The following is a 19,030-nucleotide window of genomic DNA, read 5'->3' on the forward strand; positions in this document are numbered from 1 at the left end:
GCTTGTATCACCCAACTAGTTGCTCGGTACAAGCATCGGTCTTCAACGGTCAAATGGCAAGTGAGTTTTGAGTCTCACTCGCGAACCTGTGCTACTCATGAGTAACATCGCCGTCATGAGCCAGGACTTCTCGTTCGTCGCCGACGCGATGAAGCAGGTCGTGCCGTGGGTGAAGACCATCGGCGTCGAGTTCGAGGACGTGTCGGCCACGCGTGTGGTCGCGGTGCTGCCCGACGACGAGCCGATGCGCAACCACGTCGGCGGGCCGCACGCCGCGAACATGTTCGGCGTCGCCGAGACCGCCTCGGGTGCCGTGGTGATGGCGGCGTTCGCCGAGCACATGAGCAAGGCGACGCCGCTGGTCGCGCGCGCCGAGATCGCCTACAAGAAGCTCGCGCTGGGCGTGCTGCGTGCGGAGGCCGTGCTGGAGCGCTCGGCGGCCGACGTGCTGGCCGAACTGGAGTCCGGAAAGCGCCCCGAGTTCCCGGTCGCGGTGACGATCACCAACGCCGAGGGCGTGACCACCGGCGAGATGACCGTCGTCTGGACACTCAAGCCGAACCGCGCCTGACGGCGGTCACGCGTCCCCGATGGTGACCCCCATCGACCGCGCCGTTCCGGCGATGACGCGCATCGCGGCGTCGACGTCGGTCGTGTTGAGGTCGGGCAGCTTGCGCTCGGCGATGGCCTTGAGCTGGGCCTGAGTGATCTTCTTCTGGCCGTTCATCGCCTTCTTGATCAACGCGCTCGTCGGCGGCGTCTTCAGGCGCAGCTGGAACGACCTGTCGTCGAGGATCGAGATCACCACGGGGACCGTCTCGCCGCGCTGGCCCTGCGTCGCCTCGTCGTAGGCGCGCTTGATTCCGACCAGGTTCGTACCCGTGTGCCCGAGCATCTTGCCGAGGTCCATCATCGAGGCGTTGCCCGCCTCGAGCTGCATCGTGATCTCGTGGATCGTCTTCTTCGCGGCCATGCGCCGAAGCTAGAAACTGCCGTTGCGTCAGACTCAAGTCGATAACGCGATGAACTATCGCCCCCTCCCCTCCGTAGACACCTTTTGGCTGGTCATTCAGGGCGGGGAGGAACGGTGGTCGGACGGCGGGCCGCGAGCACGACGCTCCTGGCTTTTCTCGTGACCGGGTGCACCAGCACCCAGGCGGCCCCCGTGCCGGCGGCGATGCCCGTCGAAGATCCGCCCGCGGTCACCTCCACGGCGATCGCACTCCCGCCGTCGTCCACGCTGACCGTCCAGTCGATCGTGGACGTCCGCACCGTGACGCTGTCCGACGGCGCCCGCATCCAGGTCGCGGGCCTCGCCGCACCGGGCGAGTGCTGGGCGGCCGACGGAGCGGCGTTCGCCACGTCGATGTTGCTCGGCAAGGACGTCAGGGTGACCAACGGCAACGTCCTCAAGCTCACCGACGGCACGGACTACGCACTGCTCGCGGTCGGCCAGGGCGCCGCGCGGGCCGAAGCGCCGACCGGCGTGATGCTCGACGCGCAGAACGCGGCGCAGCAGACCCCGCTCGGGTTGTGGGCACCGCCCTGCCGCGGCGAGGACAAGACGTCGACGCCTCCTCCACCGCCCCCGCCGCCCGCTCCGCCGAAGCCCACCACGACCACGCCTCGGCCGGTCTTCTTCCTGACGTGTGACGAGGCGCGCCGGGCCGGTGCGGCCCCGATCCGCTCGGACCAGCCGGGCTACCGGCTGCAGCTGGACCCGAACCGGAACGGCATCGCCTGCGAGTGACACCGATCGGGTGATGCGGGTAACAGTCCTTTGGGCGCATAGCGATGCACGGACCGTGACCGCAGTCCAATTCTGGCGCCAGTTGCCGAAGAACGCCCGCATCGTCCTCATCGTGATCGCGATCGTGCTCGGTTTCGAGCTGATCGGGGCGCTGACCGGCGGCGAGCAGAAGCGGCCAGTCGCGACTCCGCCTGCGATGGGTTCGACGAGTACGACCGTTTCCCCCATTCCGCTCAGCGTGACGAGCATCGTCAACGGTCGCACCGTTGGCCTCTCTGATGGTCGCGAGCTCAGAATCGAAGGGCTCGCCCCACCCGGCGAGTGTTGGGCGGCAGCGTCCGCCGATTTCGCAAGGACCAGCTTGCTGGGCAAGACGATCAAGCCAGTCAAGAGCGCAGTCACCGCCGCGATCGTGCTTACAGACGGCACCGACTATGCGGTGCTCGCGGTGAGCAAGGGCGCGGCACGCGCGGAATCCATTGCGGGCAGCGCGATCCAGCAAGCACAGACCACCGCAAAGCAGGCCGCGACTGGGTTGTGGGCTCCGCCATGCAATGGGCTCGACGACAAGCCGGTACCTGTGCCCCAGGCCCAGCCGGTTGTCCCGCAACCCCAGCCTGAGCCGCAACCCCAGCCTGAGCCGCAACCCGAGCCTGAGCCGCAGCCTCAACCACAGCCGTCGCCAGGTGTCTACTACGCGAACTGCGACGCCGCTCGGGCGGCAGGCGCCGCACCGATCTACGCGGGACAGCCCGGCTACCGACTCGCGCTCGACCGCAACAAGGACGGCGTCGCCTGCGAATAGCCTGTTCGCCATGAAGCTGGACAGCATCAAGGTCGACTTCACCCCGCACACCGTGGGCGAGCACGCCGCCGAGGCGGAATCCCTTGGCTACGACGGGTTCTGGCTGGCCGAGACCAAGCACGACGTGTTCGTCGGCCTCGGCCAGGCAGCGGCTCGCACCAAGGACATCGAGCTCGGCACGGCGATCGCGGTGGCGTTCGCCCGCAACCCGATGAGCACCGCGACGCTGGCCAACGACCTGCAGCTGCTGTCCCGCGGCCGGTTCCACCTGGGCCTCGGCTCGCAGGTCGAGCCGCACATCACGAAGCGGTTCGCGATGCCGTGGTCGAAGCCGGCCGCGCGGATGCGCGAGTTCGTGCTGGCGATCCGGGCGATCTGGCACAGCTGGGAGACCGGCGACCGGCTGGCGTTCCGCGGCGAGTTCTACCGGCACACGCTGATGACGCCGTTCTTCAATCCCGGACCGAACGAGTTCGGCAACCCGAAGATCTACCTGGCCGGAGTCGGCGAGCTGATGACCGAGGTCGCGGGCGAGGTGGCGGACGGGTTCCTGTGCCACAGCTTCACGACGGACCGGTACCTGCGGGAGGTGACGGTTCCCGCGCTCGAGCGGGGTCGCGCCAAGGCCGGGAAGTCGCTCGACGGGTTCGAGGTGAGTGGACCCTCGTTCGTCGCGACCACTGAGGACGAGGTCGCCGACGTGAAGCGGCAGATCGCGTTCTACGGGTCGACGCCCGCGTATCGGAAGGTGCTGGACCTGCACGGTTGGAGTGCGCTGCACGAGGAGCTGCACACCATGTCGCGCCGGCAGCTGTGGGCCGAGATGTCGGCCTTGATCGACGACGAGGTCCTGTACGCGTTCGCGTTGGTCGGCACCCCACAGGAAGTGGCCGCGAAACTCGGCGAACGGGCGGACGTGATCACGCGCGTGACGACGACGCCGAGCGTGCTCAGTGCCCGGAGAAGTGGCTGAGTCCCTGCCGCGTCAGCTCGTCGTGGAAAAGCGCGAGCTCCGCGCGCACTCTGGCGACGCCGCGTTTTCTGATCCAGCGTCTGCGGCCGATGTTGGCCGCGGTGAGGGCGAACGGTAGAGCGAGCAGGGTCAGCATCAGGGCCGTGATCATGACGTCTCCTCGGGTTGCGAACGTGCAACGACCAATTGAGACGTTGCTTACGGTACCCGACCGAACACCACCCCGATGGAGCAAAACACCGAACAACACCCCTGTCTTGACTAACAAAGTTGTCGGTGAGACCGTGGGGTCATGTTCGATGTGGCGGTGATCGAGGACCCGGCCGCGGCCGAGGTCTCCCTGGACCCGGTGCGGGCCAGGCTGCTGGCCGAGCTGGCCGAGCCGTGCTCGGCGACCATGCTCGCCGCGAAGGTCGGCCTGCCCAGGCAAAAGGTGAACTACCACCTGCGCGCCCTGGAGAAGCACGGCCTGGTGGAACTGGTCGAGGAACGCCGCAAGGGCAACGTGACCGAACGCCTGATGCGCGCGACGGCCCAGTCCTACGTGATCTCCCCCGTGGCCCTGGCGGCGGTGGAACCGGACCCCGCCCGCGCGCCGGACCGTCTGTCCGCACGCTGGCTGCTGGCGGTGGCGGCCCGCCTGGTCCGCGACGTCGGCACGTTGATCACCGGTGCCGCGAAGGCGAAGAAGCGCCTCGCGACGTTCGCGCTGGACGGCGAGATCCGCTTCGCGTCCGCCGCCGACCGCGCGGCGTTCGCCGAGGAGCTGGCCGTCGCCGTCTCACAGCTGGTCTCGAAGTACCACGACGAACAAGCCGAAGGCGGCCGGCCGCACCGCGTGGTCGTCGCACTGCACCCGAGCGTCAAGGAGGAGACGTGAGCCGCGAGTTCGAGCTGAACAAGGAAGTCACCCTGGAGGCGACTCCGGAACAGGTGTGGGACGCCATCGCGACGGGCCCCGGCATCTCCTCGTGGTTCATGGGCCCGCACACCGTCGAACCGGGCGTCGGCGGCCGGATGACGCTGACCATCGGCGACTTCTCCGAGTCGTCGACGATCACCGCGTGGGACCCGCCGAAGCACCTCGCGTACCGCGGCGACACCGCTCCCGACGGGTCGTTCCACGCCATGGAGTACCTCGTCGAGGGCCGCGAGCAGGGCAGCACCGTGCTGCGGTTCGTGCACAGCGGCGTCGTGAGCGACGACTGGGGCGACGAGTACCTCGACCAGACCAGCCACGGCTGGGACATGTACTTCCACACGATGGGCCTGTACCTCAGGCACTTCCCCGGTCAGTTCGCGACCTACGCGTACTCACCGATGTCCGTCGACTGGCCCACGCTGCTCGAACGACTCAACGTCAGCGAGCCGCTGCGCGTCGGTGACGCGATCACGCTCGCGCCGGAAGGGATGGAGCCGGTCGAGGGCATTGTCGACTACTCGGGGGAAGGGGCCCGGCCGTTCCTCGGAGTGCGCGGACCGGAGGGGCTGTACCGGTTCTTCGGCGGGGCGATGGTCGGCATCGGGCACCACCTGTTCGGCGACGACCGGCCGTGGCTGGAGTGGGCGCAGAAATGAAAGAAAGGGCCAGGTCACGAGTGACCTGGCCCTTGTCTCACCAAGAGCCGCCTATCGGAATCGAACCGATGACCTGCTCATTACGAGTGAGCCGCTCTGGCCGACTGAGCTAAGGCGGCGAGACGCGACAACTATAGCGGAACTGGCGAGCGTTACTTACCAGGGGTCCCCTCGTTGAACGGACAGTGACCACGGTCACGCCTCCTAACCGCCGAGGAGAACCCATGCACCGAGCGCTCTCCGTGCCCGTTGCCGGACTGCTGCTCGCCCTCGTGGCGACGCCCGCGTTGGCGCAACCCACCACACCGGTACCGGGTCCGAGGGACCCGAACCAGCCGCCGGCGAGCGCACCGAACGGGCCGCAGCCGCTGGCGCACGCGGTGGGCGACGCCGGGACCGGGCTCGCGGTGGTGCGGATCGGGCCGAACGGCGCGAAGACGAACACGATCCTGCCGGGGTACGGCGAGCAACTGCCGAAGCAGGCGATCGGCGAGGTGGGGCTCGGCCTCGCCAGCGCGCAGGTCAACACCGAGGCGTATCTGACGGCGGAACGCGTGATCACGCAGGCCTCGCCCGCCGGGTTCGCGATCCAGGGACGGTCGCCGCAGAGTCCGGGAACGCTGGTGCAGATGGCGATTCCGGACAATCCGGAGCCGAAGTCCCAGGAGCTGCCCGGCCAGCCGACGCCGCTCGACCCGCTGCTCAAGGTGGGACTGTTGAAGGGCAGCGTGCACGCGCGGTGGGACACCGAGCGGGGGCCGTGCGTCGAACCGCTGGCCAACGCCGAGACGTCGGTCGCGAGCCTCAGCGTGCTCAACACAGTTCCGGGTACCGGCGCCTCGCTGATCAACGTGCCCGACACGTTCAAGGCACAGTCGAACGTCAAGCTGGTCGATCTCCCCGGCAGCAGGAACAAGGCCGTGCAGTCGACGTCGACCATGCGGGCGGTCAGCATCCAGCTCGCCGGTGACGTGAAGATCGACGTGGTCAGCCAGCCGACGCTGACCGCGCTCGCCACCGGCGACGAGGCCACGTCGAAGATCACCTACACCGCGCCGGTCCTCAAAGTCACCCAAGGCGGCAAGGAGCTCGGCGTGCTGGACGCGGCGCACCCACAGTTGGATGTGCCGTTGCTGCTGGACCTCGTGGTCATCCGGCTGCAGATCGCGGGGCTGAGCGAGAAGAAGGCCTCGTTCAGCGGCAACGACTTCAGCGGGTTCCAGCTCGGCGCCACGGCGCGGTTGCTGGACCTGCAGGTGCTGCCGACCGACAAGCTCAAGATCAAGGATCTGCCCAGCGCACTCGCACAGGTGTCACTCGGCGAACAGATCGTGCGTGCGGCGGCGCCCAGGGGCGGCGTCGTCTGCGGCACGGCGACAACCCCTGTCCCGCCGAGTGATGGTGGCCAGGCGGCGCCTCCGAAGAAGGCGCCGCCGTTGGCCTACACGAACGCGGCCTACCAGGCGATCCCGATCTTCTGGATCGGCACCGCGCTCCTGCTCACGGGCGTGATCGTCGTGGCCGCCATGCCTACAGTCCGATCGCGGCGCCGAGCTCCCGGGGCTTGAGCACCCGCAGCAGGGCCTCCATCAGGTAGTAGTCGCCGTATGGGAACGACACCTCGATGCCGGTTTCGTTGCGGCGGTTGCGGGTCGCCCGCGCCAGGATCGCGTCCGCGCGTTCCGAACGCGTCGTCAAACACGTGTCGCACAAGGCATCCAGGATGCGCAGCGCGGCCACGTGGTAGCCGTACCGGCCCGTCGCACGCGCGAGGTCGATCAGGCCGCACGCCATGATCGCGCCCGCCGAGGAGTCCTTGATGTCGTTGGGCGCCAACGGGGACCGGTAGTCCCACACCGGAACATGGTCCGGCGTCAGGACGTCCAGCGCGTAGTCCGCCAATTTCCGCGCGGTGTCGAGGAACTCCTGCCGTCGGGTCCGCCGGTACATCGTGGTGAACCCGTAGATTCCCCACGCCTGGCCGCGCGACCAGCACGACGTCGGGCTGTAGCCCTGGTTCGTGTTGGGCCCGATCGGCGCGCCGGAGACCGGGTCGAAGTCGTACACGTGCGGCGTGGACCCGTCCGGCCGCGGGAAGAACTTCCGGGTCGTCTCCGCGTGCGCGACCGCGATGTCGAGGTACTTGCGGTCCCCCGTCTCCTGCGAGACGAACGTCAGCAGGTCCAGGTTCATCATGCAGTCGATGATCACGCGGCCCGCGTTGTCCGGGGTGCCGAGCTTGCCCCACGCGCGGATGAAGCGGCCCGCCGGGTTGTACCGCTGGATCAACGAACCGGCGGCCTCGATCGCGCCGTCGCGCCACGACTTGTCGCCGGTGAGCCGATACGCCGTGACCCACGACGGGTAGAAGAGGAAACCGATGTCGTGCGTCGACGTGTCGGTCCGGCGCGGCGCCAGGCGCAGTGCCGACTCGATCGCCCACGTCTTGAACTGCTCGTCGTGCGAGTCGACGTAGGCCAGCCACAGCTGGCCCGGCCAGAAGCCGCCGACCCAGCCGCCGTCGTCCGCGAAGGTCCACTTCTCGAACTTGGTCTCCTGCGGGAACGACTTGATGTTCGGCGCGGTCGAGCGCAGCTTGCGCAGCGCGTAGTCGAGCGCCTGGCGGAACTGGCGGGGCGACGCCTCCGCCTGTCCCGCGCCGGCGGCGCCCGCGACGGCTGTCGCGCCGGCCGCCGTGAAGAGCGTTCGTCTGTTGAAACTCATGGCACCATCCACCCCAGAACCGGTGTCGACTGCAGATACGCGATCACGCACATGGCCAGGAGCAGCAACAGGCTCCAGCCGAAGACCTTGCGGAACAGGTCGCCCTCCCGGCCGACCAGGTCCGCGGCGGCGGTGCCGATGGCGAGGTTCTGCGGCGAGATCATCTTCGCCATCACGCCACCGGAGCTGTTAGAGGCGCCGAACAGGAACGGCGAGGCGCCCAGTTGGTTGGCCGCGGTCACCTGCAGGCCACCGAACAGCGCGTTGGAACCCGCGTCCGTGCCGGTGATCGCGACGCCGAACCAGCCGACGACCGGTGACAGGAACGCGAAGAACGCGCCCGTGCCCGCGAGCCACAGGCCCAAGGTCGTGATCTGGCCGGAGAAGTTCATGACGTACGACAGCGAGAACACCGCGAGGATCGCGAGAATCGCCCAGCTGAACTGCCGGATCGTCTGGCCGTAGATCTGTGCGGCCTTGTTGACCGCGACCTTCAGGAAGATCAGCGACAGCAGGCCGGAGACGAACAGCAGCGTGCCCGTCGCGGACGCCCAGTTGAGCTGGTAGGTCGTCGCCACCGGTTTGCCCGCCGCGTTGGTGATGTGCAGGCCGGGCCACGGGAACTTGTAAGTCAGCGAGTCCAGGAACTTCTTGACCGGCACGATCTGCGCGATCGAGAAGACCGCGACGATGATCGCGTACGGCGCGAACGCGGTGACCACGTCGCGTCGCGAGTCGGTCGTCGCGCCACCGGCGATCACCGGCGGGATCGAGCGGGCGGGCTGCCACACGCGGGTGAACCCGACGACCGCGAGCACGGAGACGATCGCGGCGACGATGTCGCACAGCTTGTAGGACCAGAAGTTCGACACCGCGAACTGCGTGATGCCGAACGAGAGTCCGGCCACCAGCGCGACCGGCCACGCCTCGCGCAGACCGCGCTTGCCGTCCGTCACGGCCACGAGCACGAACGGCACGAACACCGCGAGGATCGCGACCTGACGGCCGGCCATCGCGCCGAACTGGTCGGCGGGCAGGTTCGTCACCGTGTTCAGCACCGTGATCGGGTTGCCCATGCCGCCGAACGCGACGGGCGCGGTATCCGCGATCAGCGACAACGCGACGGCCTTCATCGGGTCGACGCCGAGCGCGATCAGCATGACCGAGCAGATCGCGACCGGGCCGCCGCCACCGGCAAGCGCTTCCAGCAGCGCGCCGAACGAGAAGGCGATCACGATGGCTTGCACCCGCTGGTCGTCGCTGATCGAGCTGAACGACCTGCGCAGCACCGCGAAGTGTCCACTGTGGACGGTGAGGTTGTAGATCCAGATCGCGTTGAACGTGATCCAGAGGATCACCAGCACACTCGTCGCCGCACCGAACGCCGCGGAGTTCAATGCCGGGCCGAGCGGCATCGAGTAGCCGACGACGGCGACGCCGATCGCCAGCGCGAGCGCGGTGAGGCCCGCCCAGTGCGCTTTCCATTTCAGGCCGCCGAGCAGCACGAGGACAGCTACCAGCGGGATCAGGGCTAAGAGCGCCGACAGGAACAGCGACCCCGTCGGGTTGGGGTTCTGCTGGTACACGACAACCGCCTTTCAATGCCCGTCGTCACCGGCGGCGGAGTGACGAGGCTTGTTCCAGCCCACGGAACGTAGTTCCATGTTGGTCGGCGCACATCGTGTCACTCCGCCGCCTCGATCGGAAGGCACTTTGAGATGCAAATCAGGCACTCGACCCATCCGGCGCAGTTGCAGGAGTTCGACACGGACCAACTGCGGGCGCACTACCTGGTCGAAGACCTCTTCGTGGCGGGCGAGATCAAGACCGTGTACACGCACGAAGATCGCATCGTCGTGGGCGGCGCCGCTCCGGTTCCAGGTCGCCCGTTGACTTTGGACACTTACGATCCGCTGCGTACTTCGTACTTCTGCGAACGGCGCGAGCTCGCGGCACTCGTGGTGCGCGGATCCGGCAGCGTGTCCGTCGACGGCACCGAGCACAAGCTCGGCACGCGCGACTGCGTCTACATCGGCCAGGGCTCGCGGGACGTCCAGTTCCACGCGACCGAGGACGACACCCACTTCTACCTGTTCTCCACGCCGTCGCACGCGTCCTTCCCGACCGCCGTCGCCCGGTTCGACGAGGTCGACGTGCTGCACATGGGATCCCCGGAGACGGCCAACGTCCGCGAGATCCGCAAGTTCATCCACGCCGACGGCATCAGGTCCTCGCAACTCGTGCTGGGCGTGACGCGCCTGGCGTCCGGCAGCGTGTGGAACACGATGCCGCCCCACACGCACGATCGGCGCACCGAGTGCTACCTGTACTTCGACCTGCCCGAGGACCAGCGCGTCATCCACCTGTGCGGTGAACCGCAGCGCACGCGGAACATGGTGGTGCGCAACGAGGAACTCGTGATCTCCCCCGCGTGGTCCATCCACAGTGGAGTCGGGACGAGCGCGTACACGTTCGTCTGGGCCATGGGCGGCGAGAACCAGGCGTACGACGACATGGACCAGGTCGCCGTGACGGAGCTGCGCTAGTGGACCTCTTCTCGTTGAGCGGTAAGACCGCACTGGTGACCGGCGCGCGCACGGGCATCGGTCGCGCCATCGCGGTCGGCCTCGCTTCCGCCGGTGCCAAGCTGATCCTGCTGGGGCGCGGCGACCTGTCGGACGTGTCGGACGCGGTGATCTCCACGGTTTCCGTTGATCTGGAGGACCCGTCGTCGATCGAGCCGGCGCTGGCTCCGGTGCTGGCGTCGCATCGGATCGACGTGCTGGTGAACAATGCGGGCACGATCGGGCGTGGTCCGGCGGCCGAGGTGTCGCTTCCGGACTGGCGGCGCGTGCTGTCGGTGAACCTCGACTCGGCGTTCGAGCTCTCGAAGCTCGTCGGCGGGCAGATGCTGGCCCAGGGCAGCGGCAAGATCGTGAACATCGCGTCCCTGTTGTCGTTCCAGGGCGGCATCAACGTGGCCGCGTACACGGCGTCGAAGCACGCGCTCGCGGGTCTGACCAAGGCGCTGGCCAACGAGTGGGCGTCGTCGAACGTGCAGGTCAACGCCATCGCGCCGGGCTACATCGCGACCAACAACACCGCGGTGCTGCAGGCGGACCCGGTCCGTGAGCCGCAGATCCGCACCCGCATCCCGGCCGGTCGCTGGGGCACGCCGGAGGACCTGGTCGGCGCCGCGGTCTTCCTGTCCTCGCGCGCGTCCGACTACGTGACGGGGCACGTTCTCGTCGTCGACGGGGGTTGGATGGGGCGATGACCGACACCGCCGTCGAGAAGACGCTGGCCGTGCTCGAGGCACTGGCCGACCACTCGCGTATTACGGACATCGCGCGGGTGACCGGTCTGCCGAAGTCGACGGTCCACCGGTTGCTGCAGGCCATGGTGGACCGCGGCTTCGCCGTCGTGGGGTCGGAGGGCAACTATCTGGCAGGGCCGCGAGTGCTCGCGTTGGCCGGCAAGGTTCTTCGCCCGATCGACACCGTCGAACGCGCCCGCCCCGCGTTGCGGTCGTTGCAGCACGACACGGCGTGCACGGTCCACCTGGCCGTGCTCTTCGGCGACGAACTGGTGTATGTGGACAAGATCGAGGCCAACAAGCCGTACCGGATGGCGTCGCGGCTGGGCATGGCACTGCCCTGTCACGGCACCGCGATCGGCAAGGCCGTGCTGGCCTCGTTGTCACCGGGCGAGCTCGACGCGTTGATCACGCGCGTCGGGCTGCCCGGTCGCACCCCACGCACCATCACCTCGGCCAAGCGTTTGCGGGCTCAGCTGGCGCGCGTGCGGCGGTCGGGGTTCGCCCTGGACGACGAGGAGAACGAGGTCGGCGTGCGCTGCGTCGGCGCCGCCATCCGCGACCACGCCGGTGTCGTGATCGGCGGGCTGTCCGCATCGTCGTTGGCGATGGAACACGGCATAGCCGAGCTGATCGCGCTGGGGCCGCGGGTAGTGCGGGCGGCGGCGGAGGTGTCGGCGGCCCTGGGCTTCAGCCCCGGTGCAAGGTCGTGACCATCGCCTCGATCGCGATGCGCGGCTTCACGTTCAGGTCGATCGCCTCGCGGCACGCCAGCACGGCCTCGAGGCGCCGCAGGATCGACTCGCTGGACCACTGGGCGGCGGCCGTCTTCGAGTCGGCCGCGCGGTCCGGGTGGTTCAGCGACGCCTCGGAGCCGGTCTTCGTGACCAGCGCGTCGCGGTAGAACCCGGCGAGGTCGACCAGCGCCAGGTCCAGCGAGTCGCGCTGGGTTCTCGTGGCTCGCGACTTCTGCCGCTTCTCCAGGTCCTTGATCGCGCCTTTGGCGCCCCTCGTCGCGGCCGCGGTGCCCTTGCCGGTGCCGCCCGCGCCCATCGCGGTCTCCAGCGCGGCGCGCTCCTCTTCGTTGCGCGCCTCGTTCGCCGTGAGGGCGTCCTCCTCGGCGGCCTTGATCAGCTCGTCGGCGCAGGTGAACACGTCCGCCGGTCGCCTGAGCGCGAGCGGGATCTTGAGGACGGCCTCACGCCTGTTCCGTGCTTCCTCGTCGTTCGCGAGTCGTCTCGCGCGCCCGACGTGCCCCCCGCACACGCTTGCGGCCCAGGCCGCCATCTCCGGGGCGACCTGGTCGATCTGCTCCAGGGCTTCGGCGATCGCCTTCGGGCGCGGCGAGCCGAGTGGCACCAGGCGGCAGCGGGACCGGATGGTGACCGACACGTCGTCCGGGTGGTCGGACGGCGCGCACAGCAGGAAGACCGTGCGGTCCGGCGGCTCTTCGACCGCCTTGAGCAGCGCGTTCGCCGCGCCTTCGGTGAGGCGGTCGGCGTCCTCGATGATCACGACCTGCCAGCGGCCGCCGGTCGGGCGGCGGGCCGCGGTCTGCACCAGTGCGCGCATCTCGGCGACCGAGATCGACAGCCCTTCGGGGACGACTACGCGCACGTCGGCGTGGGTGCCGTGCAGGGCCGTGCGGCAACCCGTGCAGTGGCCGCAGCCGGGGCGGTCGTCCGTCACCGTGCACTGCAGGGCACCTGCGAACGCTCGGGCCGTGGACGAGCGGCCAGAACCGGGTGGGCCGGTGAAGAGCCATGCGTGCGTCATCGCGCCTGGGGCCGGTGACCCGCCGGCGACGATGCTCGCGGCGGCTTCGGCGGCGGCGCTCAGCGTGGCGACGGCCTCGGGTTGGCCGACGACCTCGGTCCAGACGCTCATGGCCTCATCTTGCCGAACCTCAGACGGAGACCTGCGACCCGACCCGCTTACGGTTGGCCAGCAGCGGCAACACCGCCGACCGCACCCGCTCAGCCACCGCGTCCGGATCCCCGTCGGCATCCACGACCACGTACCGATCCGGATCCGCAGCAGCCATCTCCGACAGCAACCGCTGCACCCGCCAGTGGTGCTCGACCCCGCTGAAGCCTCGCTCCTCGGCGGCCGGAGCCCGATCCAGCAACACGGTCAGGTCAGGCCGCAATCGACCGGTAGCCCAGTCGACCAACCCCTCGAGCTCGGTGTGCTCAAGACTCCCGACCGCACTGAAGTGCGCCATCGGACTGTCGACGTACCGCTCCATCACAACGAGCGACCCGGCGTCGAGCGCCGGCCGAACCTGACGTTCCACGACGTCGGCCCGAACAGCCGCGGCGACCAGAGCCTGAGCCCGCACGCCGGCCAGTTCGGCGGACGACAGAACGTTGCGCAGGCGGCGTTCGTCCAACTCCGGATCGGCGGCCAGCAGGACCTCGAGGCCGTCGGCGCGCATCGCGGCGGCGAGGCGGCGGGCCTGGACCGAGGTGTCCTCCCGCGTGTCGCCCTCGATCGCGATCAGCATGCCCTTGGTGTGGGCGCGGCCGCGCAAAGCGGCGAACAGCGAGGACAGGACGCGCTCCTCCCGGCGGTCGTCCATCTGCCGGTAGGCGACCAGGCCGAGCAGGATCGCGATCACCGCGCCGAAGAGCAGCACCGGGCGGGTCGCGTCGACCTCCATCGGGTGGCCGAACACGCTGATCTGCCGCCGGTTGATCAGCGACACGAGCAGCGGCGCGCCCGCCGAGGCGCCGAACAGCACGATCTTGAGCAGGGACTGGATCAGGGCGACCGTGCGGCCGCGCATGGCGTCCTCGACCTGCGAGCCGACGATCGTCAGGCCCGTCAGGAACGCGACGCCGGCGCACGCGCCGACCAAAGCCACGGTCAGCAGCGCGACCCACAGGTGCGGCGCGAACGCGACCAGCACCAGCGTCACGCCGGCGAGCACTATAGTCACGCCGAACAGGCGGTTGTACGCCAGGCGCCGGGCGAGTTTGGGGGCGCCGGCCATGCCGACCGCGAGGCCGACGAACACGGCGACGAAGAGCAGGCCGAACGTGGAGGCGCCGCCGAGCAGCGACTCGGCGTAGAGCTTCGCCGTGCTGATCACGACACCCGCCGCGGCGAACGCGCCGATCATGCCGATCACCAGGCCGCGCACCAGCGGGGTGTGGGCGGCGAACCGGAGGCCTTCGCGCAGCATCGCGACGAAGCCCGGCGAGCCCGCGTCCTGCTGCTTCTTGCGGGGCGACGACACTCGGCCGGAGAGCTCGGGCAGGCGGGTCGCGACCAGCACCGCGGACGTGAAGTACAGCAGACCGTTGATCACCACGGCGATCGTGGCGATGTTGAACTCGGCGTTGTCACCCTGCAGGTTCAGGTAGCCGGGGATGCCGGAGACCAGCGAGTACAGGCCGAAGCCGCTGATCGTGGAGATGCCGTAGGTCATCACCAGGCCGAGCTGGTTCGCCGACTCCACCTGGTCCGGGCGGCGCAGCAGGTTCGGGACCGCCGACTCCTTGGCCGGGATCCACAGCATCGCGCAGCAGCCGACCATGAAGTTCGCGATGAACAGCCACCACGTCGTGCCGACCAGCGCGATCGAGATGAACAGGCCGCCGCGGGCGATGTCGCAGAGCACCATCACCTTGCGGCGGTCGAACTTGTCCGCGAGCACACCGCCGAGCGGCGCGAAGAGGATTCCGGGCAGCAGCTGCGTCAGCACCACGAGGCTCAACGCGAAGCTCTGCCACTGGTAGCTGTCCGTGAGCTCCGAGACCAGACCGGTCAACGCGAGCAGCGACAGCCAGTCGCCGACGCTGCACAGGTAGGTGACGAGCCACAGCCTGCGGAAAGGCCGGATCGCGAGAACGCTGCGCAGCCGGTGGACCGTGGACACGCTCGACTCGGCGGGCCGATTCCGGCCAGCCTCCTGCGCACCTGTGTCCGCGTCCTGGATGACGTCACTCCTTGCGTGCCCCGACTCTTCGGCTCAGCGTAACCGGACGGTCGGACCGAGATTGGCCGAGTCAGCTGAAGAGTGCCCCAAGAAAAGCGATCACACCCGCGGCCAGCCCGCCGAACACCAGCAAGATGATCAAGCAACCGATGAACGTCGCCACGCCGCTGGTCTGTTGTTGCTGCTGCTGGGCCTGCTGCGGAGCGGGTGGCACGACCGCCGGCATCGCGGGCGGAACGTGCGGGCGCTGCGGCGGCCGCGGCTTCTGTCTGGGACGCGCCGCGTGCCGTTGCTCACGCGCCATCTGCTCCGCGATCGCCTGCCGCATCTGCTCGGTCGGCTGCGGAGGCTGTGGCGGCCTGGCGATCTTCGGGAGGGGCCGTGCGACGAAGGTGTCCGCCGCGATCAGCCCGGCCAGCGGGTCGGGAAAGACGCGAGGTGGCGGCGGCGCCTGCGTTCCGTCAGGTCCAAAATCCACCGCCACCCCCGAAAGGTCAGCTCTTGCTCGCGGCCTTCTTCGGCGCCGCCTTCTTAGCTGCCGTGCTCTTCGTGGCAGCCTTCTTGGCCGGAGCCTTCTTCTTGACCGGTCCCTTGGCGCGCTTCTCGGCCAGCAGCTCCGCCGCGCGCTCATCGGTGATGGTCTCGACGCTGTCCGTCTTGCGCAACGACGCGTTCGCCTCGCCGTCGGTGACGTACGGGCCGAACCGGCCGTCCTTGATCACCATCGGCTTGCCGGACACCGGGTCGTTGCCCAGCTCGCGCAGCGGCGGGGCGGCCGCGGCGGACCGGCCGCGCTTCTTCGGCTCGGCGTAGATCTTCAGCGCCTCTTCGAGCGTGACGGTGAAGATCTGCGACTCGTCGACGAGCGACCGGGAGTCCGTGCCCTTCTTCAGGTACGGGCCGTACCGGCCGTTCTGCGCGGTGATCTCGGCACCGGTCTCCGGGTCCTTGCCGACGACGCGCGGCAGCGACAACAGCTTCAGCGCGTCGTCGAGCGTCACCGTGTCCAGCGACATCGACTTGAACAGCGAGCCGGTCCGCGGCTTCGGCGCCTTCTTGCCGTTGTCCGACTCGGGCAGCACCTCGGTGACGTACGGCCCGAAGCGGCCTTCCTTGGCCACGATCTCGTTGCCGGACACCGGGTCCGTGCCAAGCGAACGGCCTTCCTGCGGCGTCGCGAACAGCTTCTCCGCGATCTCCGCGGTCAGCTCGTCCGGCGGCAGGTCCTCGGGCAGGTTCGCGCGCTGCGCCGCGCCGTCGACCTCGCGCTCCAGGTACGGCCCGAAGCGACCCACCCGGACGACGACCGTACGACCTTCGGCGTCACTGAACAGGGGGATGGAGTTGATCTCCCGCGGGTCGATGTCCTCGACACCCGAGCCGACCAGCTTCTTCAGGCCGCCGGACCGGCCGACCGAACCGTCCGGGCCGACGCTGCCGCCGAAGTAGAAGCCGCTCAGCCACGCCGTGCGCTGCTGGCGACCGGCGGCGATGCCGTCGAGCTCGTCCTCGAGCGCGGCGGTGAAGTCGTAGTCGACGAGCCGGCCGAAGTGGTTCTCCAGCAACCCGACCACGGCGAACGCGACCCAGGAGGGCACCAGCGCGGCGCCCTTCTTCCACACGTAGCCGCGGTCCTGGATGGTGCTGATGATCGACGAGTAGGTGGACGGACGGCCGATGCCGAGCTCCTCCATCGTCTTGATCAGGCTCGGCTCGGTGAAGCGCGACGGCGGGCTGGTCGAGTGGCCGTCCGCGGTCAGCTCGACCGGCGTGATCGCCTGGTCCTTGACCAGCTGCGGCAGTCGCGACTCGGCGTCGTCCGACTCGCCGCCCGCCTCGGCGTCGACGGTCTCGACGTAGGCCTTGAGGAAGCCCGCGAACGTGATCGTGCGGCCGGAGGCGGAGAACGTGCACTCCTGGCCGGTCGCGGCCGTGCCGGAGATGCGGACGCTGGTCGTGTTGCCGCGCGCGTCGGCCATCTGGGAGGCGATCGTGCGCTGCCAGATCATCTCGTAGAGCTTGAACTCGTCCGAGTCGAGCTCACCGGCGACCTGGCCGGGCGTGCGGAAGCTCTCTCCCGCCGGCCTGATCGCCTCGTGGGCCTCCTGCGCGTTCTTGACCTTGCGCGTGTACTGGCGCGGCTCCTTCGCCACGTACTGGGCGCCGTAGAGCTGCGTCGCCTGCGAGCGCGCGGCGTTGATCGCCGTCTCCGACAGCGTGGTGCTGTCGGTACGCATGTAGGTGATGTAGCCGTTCTCGTACAGCTTCTGCGCAGTGCGCATCGTGCGGTCCGCGGAGAACCGCAGCTTGCGGCCCGCCTCCTGCTGCAGCGTCGAGGTCATGAACGGCGCGTACGGCTTGCGCGTGTACGGCTTCTCCTCGACCGACGTGACGCGCATGCCGACGTTCTCCAGGCCGGCCGCGAGGGCGCGGGCCTGGGTCTCGTCGAGAACGGTGACGTCGGAGTTCTTCAGGCGGCCGTCGGAACCGAAGTCGCGGCCGGTCGCGAGGCGCGTGCCGTCGACGGCCACGAGCCGCGCGCCGAACTGCCGTGGCGAGGCGTCCGCGCCAGCGTCCATCGTGGCGGAGATGTCCCAGTAGCTCGCCGAGACGAACTTCATCCGCTCGCGTTCGCGCTCGACGACGAGCCTGGTCGCCACGGACTGCACGCGGCCCGCCGAGAGCTTCGGCATGACCTTCTTCCACAGCACGGGGCTGACCTCGTAGCCGTAGAGGCGGTCCAGGATGCGCCGGGTCTCCTGGGCGTCGACCAGGTCCTGGTCGAGGTCGCGCGGGTTCGCGGCGGCGGCCTGGATCGCGGACTCGGTGATCTCGTGGAAGACCATCCGGCGGACCGGGATCTTCGGCTTGAGCGTCTCGAGGAGGTGCCACGCGATGGCCTCACCCTCGCGGTCACCGTCTGTCGCGAGGTAGAGCTCGTCGACGTCCTTCAACGCTTCCTTGAGCTCGGTGACCAGCGACTTCTTGTCCGCGCTCACCACGTACAGCGGCTCGAAGTCGTGGTCGACGTCCACGCCGAGCCGGGCCCAGGCCTGTCCCTTGAACTTGGCGGGCACGTCCGCAGCGCCGCGCGGCAGGTCCCGGATGTGTCCCCTGGAGGACTCCACGACGAAGTCAGCGCCGAGGTACGAGGCGATCTTGCGCGCCTTCGTCGGGGACTCGACGATCACGAGCCGTCGATTGCCGCCCGTTCCTCCGCTGCTCTTTCTCGTCCGTGTCGATCCAGCCACGCTGTCCCGCTCTCTTCCAAACCCGATCTCAGACCCGCCAGTGTGCACTGTCCGCGGCGCACCCTACGACGAGACAGAGTGACACAACCTTGCCTGAACGCCTGTCTAGGCCGCCGGCCAGGTGCGCTCCGCCACCCCGCGCGGCGGACGTCCGACCAGCTCAGCCAGCCGCGCGAGCCTTCGCCTCCCGGTTACCCGCAACGCGGGCGCGTCCACCAGGGTGCACGGCAGACCTGAGGCGAGCAGCGCATTTTTCAGCGGCTCGTGTGTCCCAGGCGCGTCCGGATCCAGTCCCAGCAGGTAGGCGGACTCCACCCAGTGCCCGGACGCGAGTGCCCAAACGCGCAGTATCGCCCCGTCAAGGGTGAAATCACGAGGAACGACCTTCGTGGTGCCATCCAGCCAGCGGGCGGCCAGACCGGTGAGATCGGTGCGAAACGGCGTGCGCACGATCCGTGAACCATCCTCTGACATGCAGATTTCCGACGTCACGCCGCGTTCGGCGCAGACCTGCCGCAGCGGTGCCGCACGCCACTCGTCGCGCAGCGCGACCGAGACGCGGGCCGCCGTGCCGCGCGCGAAACCCATCGCCTGACCCGGCCCGCACAGCAGGCCGGCGAGGTCGGCCACACCCGGAGTGCGCGCCTCGGCCGAGAAGAAGGACAGCTGCCCCACGGCGCACAGGGTAGA

19 protein-coding genes and 1 tRNA gene are annotated in these 19,030 nt (G+C 68.9%); 10 read left to right on the plus strand and 10 right to left on the minus strand.

The features are described 5' to 3' along the window. The first annotated feature begins 115 nt into the window (after positions 1-115). A complete protein-coding gene (locus QSK35_RS25365; RefSeq protein WP_285749980.1) occupies positions 116-571 on the plus strand; it encodes a DUF4442 domain-containing protein in 456 nt (151 codons plus the stop codon). Positions 572-577: 6 nt separating this feature from the next. Here the strand turns inward: QSK35_RS25365 and QSK35_RS25370 are convergent, their stop codons facing one another. After that, positions 578-973: an uL11 family ribosomal protein gene (locus QSK35_RS25370; protein WP_285749981.1), complete on the minus strand. Its 396-nt coding sequence runs from the start codon at positions 971-973 to the stop codon at positions 578-580. A 114-nt stretch (positions 974-1,087) separates the two neighbouring features. On the opposite strand from QSK35_RS25370, the gene QSK35_RS25375 reads away from it, so the two are divergent. The 3 genes from QSK35_RS25375 to QSK35_RS25385 are packed head-to-tail and all read left to right on the plus strand — an operon-like array spanning position 1,088 to position 3,528. Further along, entirely contained in the window at positions 1,088-1,750 is a 663-nt protein-coding gene (locus QSK35_RS25375) for a thermonuclease family protein (RefSeq protein WP_285749982.1), read from the plus strand. A 55-nt stretch (positions 1,751-1,805) separates the two neighbouring features. Beyond that, positions 1,806-2,555 (plus strand): excalibur calcium-binding domain-containing protein, encoded by a 750-nt coding sequence (locus QSK35_RS25380; protein WP_285749983.1) that lies wholly within the window; start codon positions 1,806-1,808, stop codon positions 2,553-2,555. Positions 2,556-2,565: 10 nt separating this feature from the next. Further along, positions 2,566-3,528 (plus strand): TIGR03617 family F420-dependent LLM class oxidoreductase, encoded by a 963-nt coding sequence (locus QSK35_RS25385; protein ID WP_285749984.1) that lies wholly within the window; start codon positions 2,566-2,568, stop codon positions 3,526-3,528. Here the strand turns inward: QSK35_RS25385 and QSK35_RS25390 are convergent. Next, the gene (locus tag QSK35_RS25390) at positions 3,506-3,679 is read right to left on the minus strand and encodes a hypothetical protein (RefSeq protein WP_285749985.1); all 174 of its coding nucleotides are present in this window, start codon (positions 3,677-3,679) and stop codon (positions 3,506-3,508) included. The genes QSK35_RS25385 and QSK35_RS25390 overlap by 23 nt on opposite strands. Before the next feature lie 141 nt (positions 3,680-3,820). Here QSK35_RS25390 and QSK35_RS25395 point away from each other — a divergent pair, with 141 nt between their 5' ends. Both QSK35_RS25395 and QSK35_RS25400 read left to right on the plus strand, forming a co-directional pair. After that, a complete protein-coding gene (locus tag QSK35_RS25395; protein WP_285749986.1) occupies positions 3,821-4,408 on the plus strand; it encodes an ArsR/SmtB family transcription factor in 588 nt (195 codons plus the stop codon). Next, positions 4,405-5,106, plus strand: a complete 702-nt coding sequence (locus QSK35_RS25400; protein WP_285749987.1) for an SRPBCC family protein — start codon at positions 4,405-4,407, stop codon at positions 5,104-5,106. The genes QSK35_RS25395 and QSK35_RS25400 overlap by 4 nt, the downstream gene beginning before the upstream one ends. A gap of 45 nt (positions 5,107-5,151) precedes the next feature. Here the strand turns inward: QSK35_RS25400 and QSK35_RS25405 are convergent. Further along, positions 5,152-5,225 (minus strand) — tRNA-Thr (locus tag QSK35_RS25405). A gap of 105 nt (positions 5,226-5,330) precedes the next feature. Here QSK35_RS25405 and QSK35_RS25410 point away from each other — a divergent pair. Then, the gene (locus QSK35_RS25410; RefSeq protein ID WP_285749988.1) at positions 5,331-6,674 is read left to right on the plus strand and encodes a hypothetical protein; all 1,344 of its coding nucleotides are present in this window, start codon (positions 5,331-5,333) and stop codon (positions 6,672-6,674) included. On the opposite strand, the gene QSK35_RS25415 is transcribed toward QSK35_RS25410, so the two are convergent. Together QSK35_RS25415 and QSK35_RS25420 are read right to left on the minus strand one after the other, a co-directional pair. Further along, complete coding sequence (locus tag QSK35_RS25415) at positions 6,637-7,830, minus strand: glycoside hydrolase family 88 protein (protein WP_285749989.1); 1,194 nt, start codon at positions 7,828-7,830, stop codon at positions 6,637-6,639. The two genes, QSK35_RS25410 and QSK35_RS25415, sit on opposite strands and share 38 nt — an antisense overlap. Further along, entirely contained in the window at positions 7,827-9,416 is a 1,590-nt protein-coding gene (locus tag QSK35_RS25420; protein ID WP_285749990.1) for an L-lactate permease, read from the minus strand. Before QSK35_RS25420 ends, QSK35_RS25415 begins: the two co-directional genes overlap by 4 nt. A 132-nt stretch (positions 9,417-9,548) precedes the next feature. Here QSK35_RS25420 and kduI point away from each other — a divergent pair, with 132 nt between their 5' ends. Genes kduI through QSK35_RS25435 form a run of 3 tightly spaced genes read left to right on the plus strand, consistent with a single transcriptional unit; the run spans position 9,549 to position 11,859 of the window. Beyond that, positions 9,549-10,376 carry a 5-dehydro-4-deoxy-D-glucuronate isomerase gene (gene kduI / locus QSK35_RS25425; protein WP_285749991.1) on the plus strand — a complete coding sequence of 276 codons (828 nt, stop codon included), beginning with the start codon at positions 9,549-9,551 and terminating at the stop codon, positions 10,374-10,376. Further along, on the plus strand, positions 10,376-11,107 hold the full coding sequence (locus QSK35_RS25430) for an SDR family oxidoreductase (protein ID WP_285749992.1): 732 nt from the start codon (positions 10,376-10,378) through the stop codon (positions 11,105-11,107). Before kduI ends, QSK35_RS25430 begins: the two co-directional genes overlap by 1 nt. Further along, positions 11,104-11,859, plus strand: coding sequence for an IclR family transcriptional regulator (locus QSK35_RS25435; protein ID WP_285749993.1), 756 nt, complete (start codon positions 11,104-11,106; stop codon positions 11,857-11,859). Before QSK35_RS25430 ends, QSK35_RS25435 begins: the two co-directional genes overlap by 4 nt. On the opposite strand, the gene QSK35_RS25440 is transcribed toward QSK35_RS25435, so the two are convergent. The 5 genes from QSK35_RS25440 to QSK35_RS25460 form a co-directional block, all read right to left on the minus strand. Next, on the minus strand, positions 11,837-13,033 hold the full coding sequence (locus tag QSK35_RS25440; RefSeq protein ID WP_285749995.1) for a DNA polymerase III subunit delta': 1,197 nt from the start codon (positions 13,031-13,033) through the stop codon (positions 11,837-11,839). The genes QSK35_RS25435 and QSK35_RS25440 overlap by 23 nt on opposite strands. 19 nt (positions 13,034-13,052) lie before the next feature. After that, the gene (locus tag QSK35_RS25445) at positions 13,053-15,029 is read right to left on the minus strand and encodes a bifunctional MFS transporter/dTMP kinase (protein ID WP_285749996.1); all 1,977 of its coding nucleotides are present in this window, start codon (positions 15,027-15,029) and stop codon (positions 13,053-13,055) included. A gap of 130 nt (positions 15,030-15,159) precedes the next feature. Continuing rightward, positions 15,160-15,567, minus strand: coding sequence for a hypothetical protein (locus QSK35_RS25450; RefSeq protein WP_285749997.1), 408 nt, complete (start codon positions 15,565-15,567; stop codon positions 15,160-15,162). A gap of 16 nt (positions 15,568-15,583) precedes the next feature. Beyond that, positions 15,584-18,340: a type I DNA topoisomerase gene (topA, locus tag QSK35_RS25455; RefSeq protein WP_285749998.1), complete on the minus strand. Its 2,757-nt coding sequence runs from the start codon at positions 18,338-18,340 to the stop codon at positions 15,584-15,586. Between the two features lie 105 nt (positions 18,341-18,445). Next, positions 18,446-19,015 (minus strand): hypothetical protein, encoded by a 570-nt coding sequence (locus QSK35_RS25460; protein WP_285749999.1) that lies wholly within the window; start codon positions 19,013-19,015, stop codon positions 18,446-18,448. Positions 19,016-19,030: the final 15 nt, after the last annotated feature.

Source organism: Lentzea sp. NBRC 105346 (assembly GCF_030269605.1).
Taxonomy (GTDB): domain Bacteria; phylum Actinomycetota; class Actinomycetes; order Mycobacteriales; family Pseudonocardiaceae; genus Lentzea.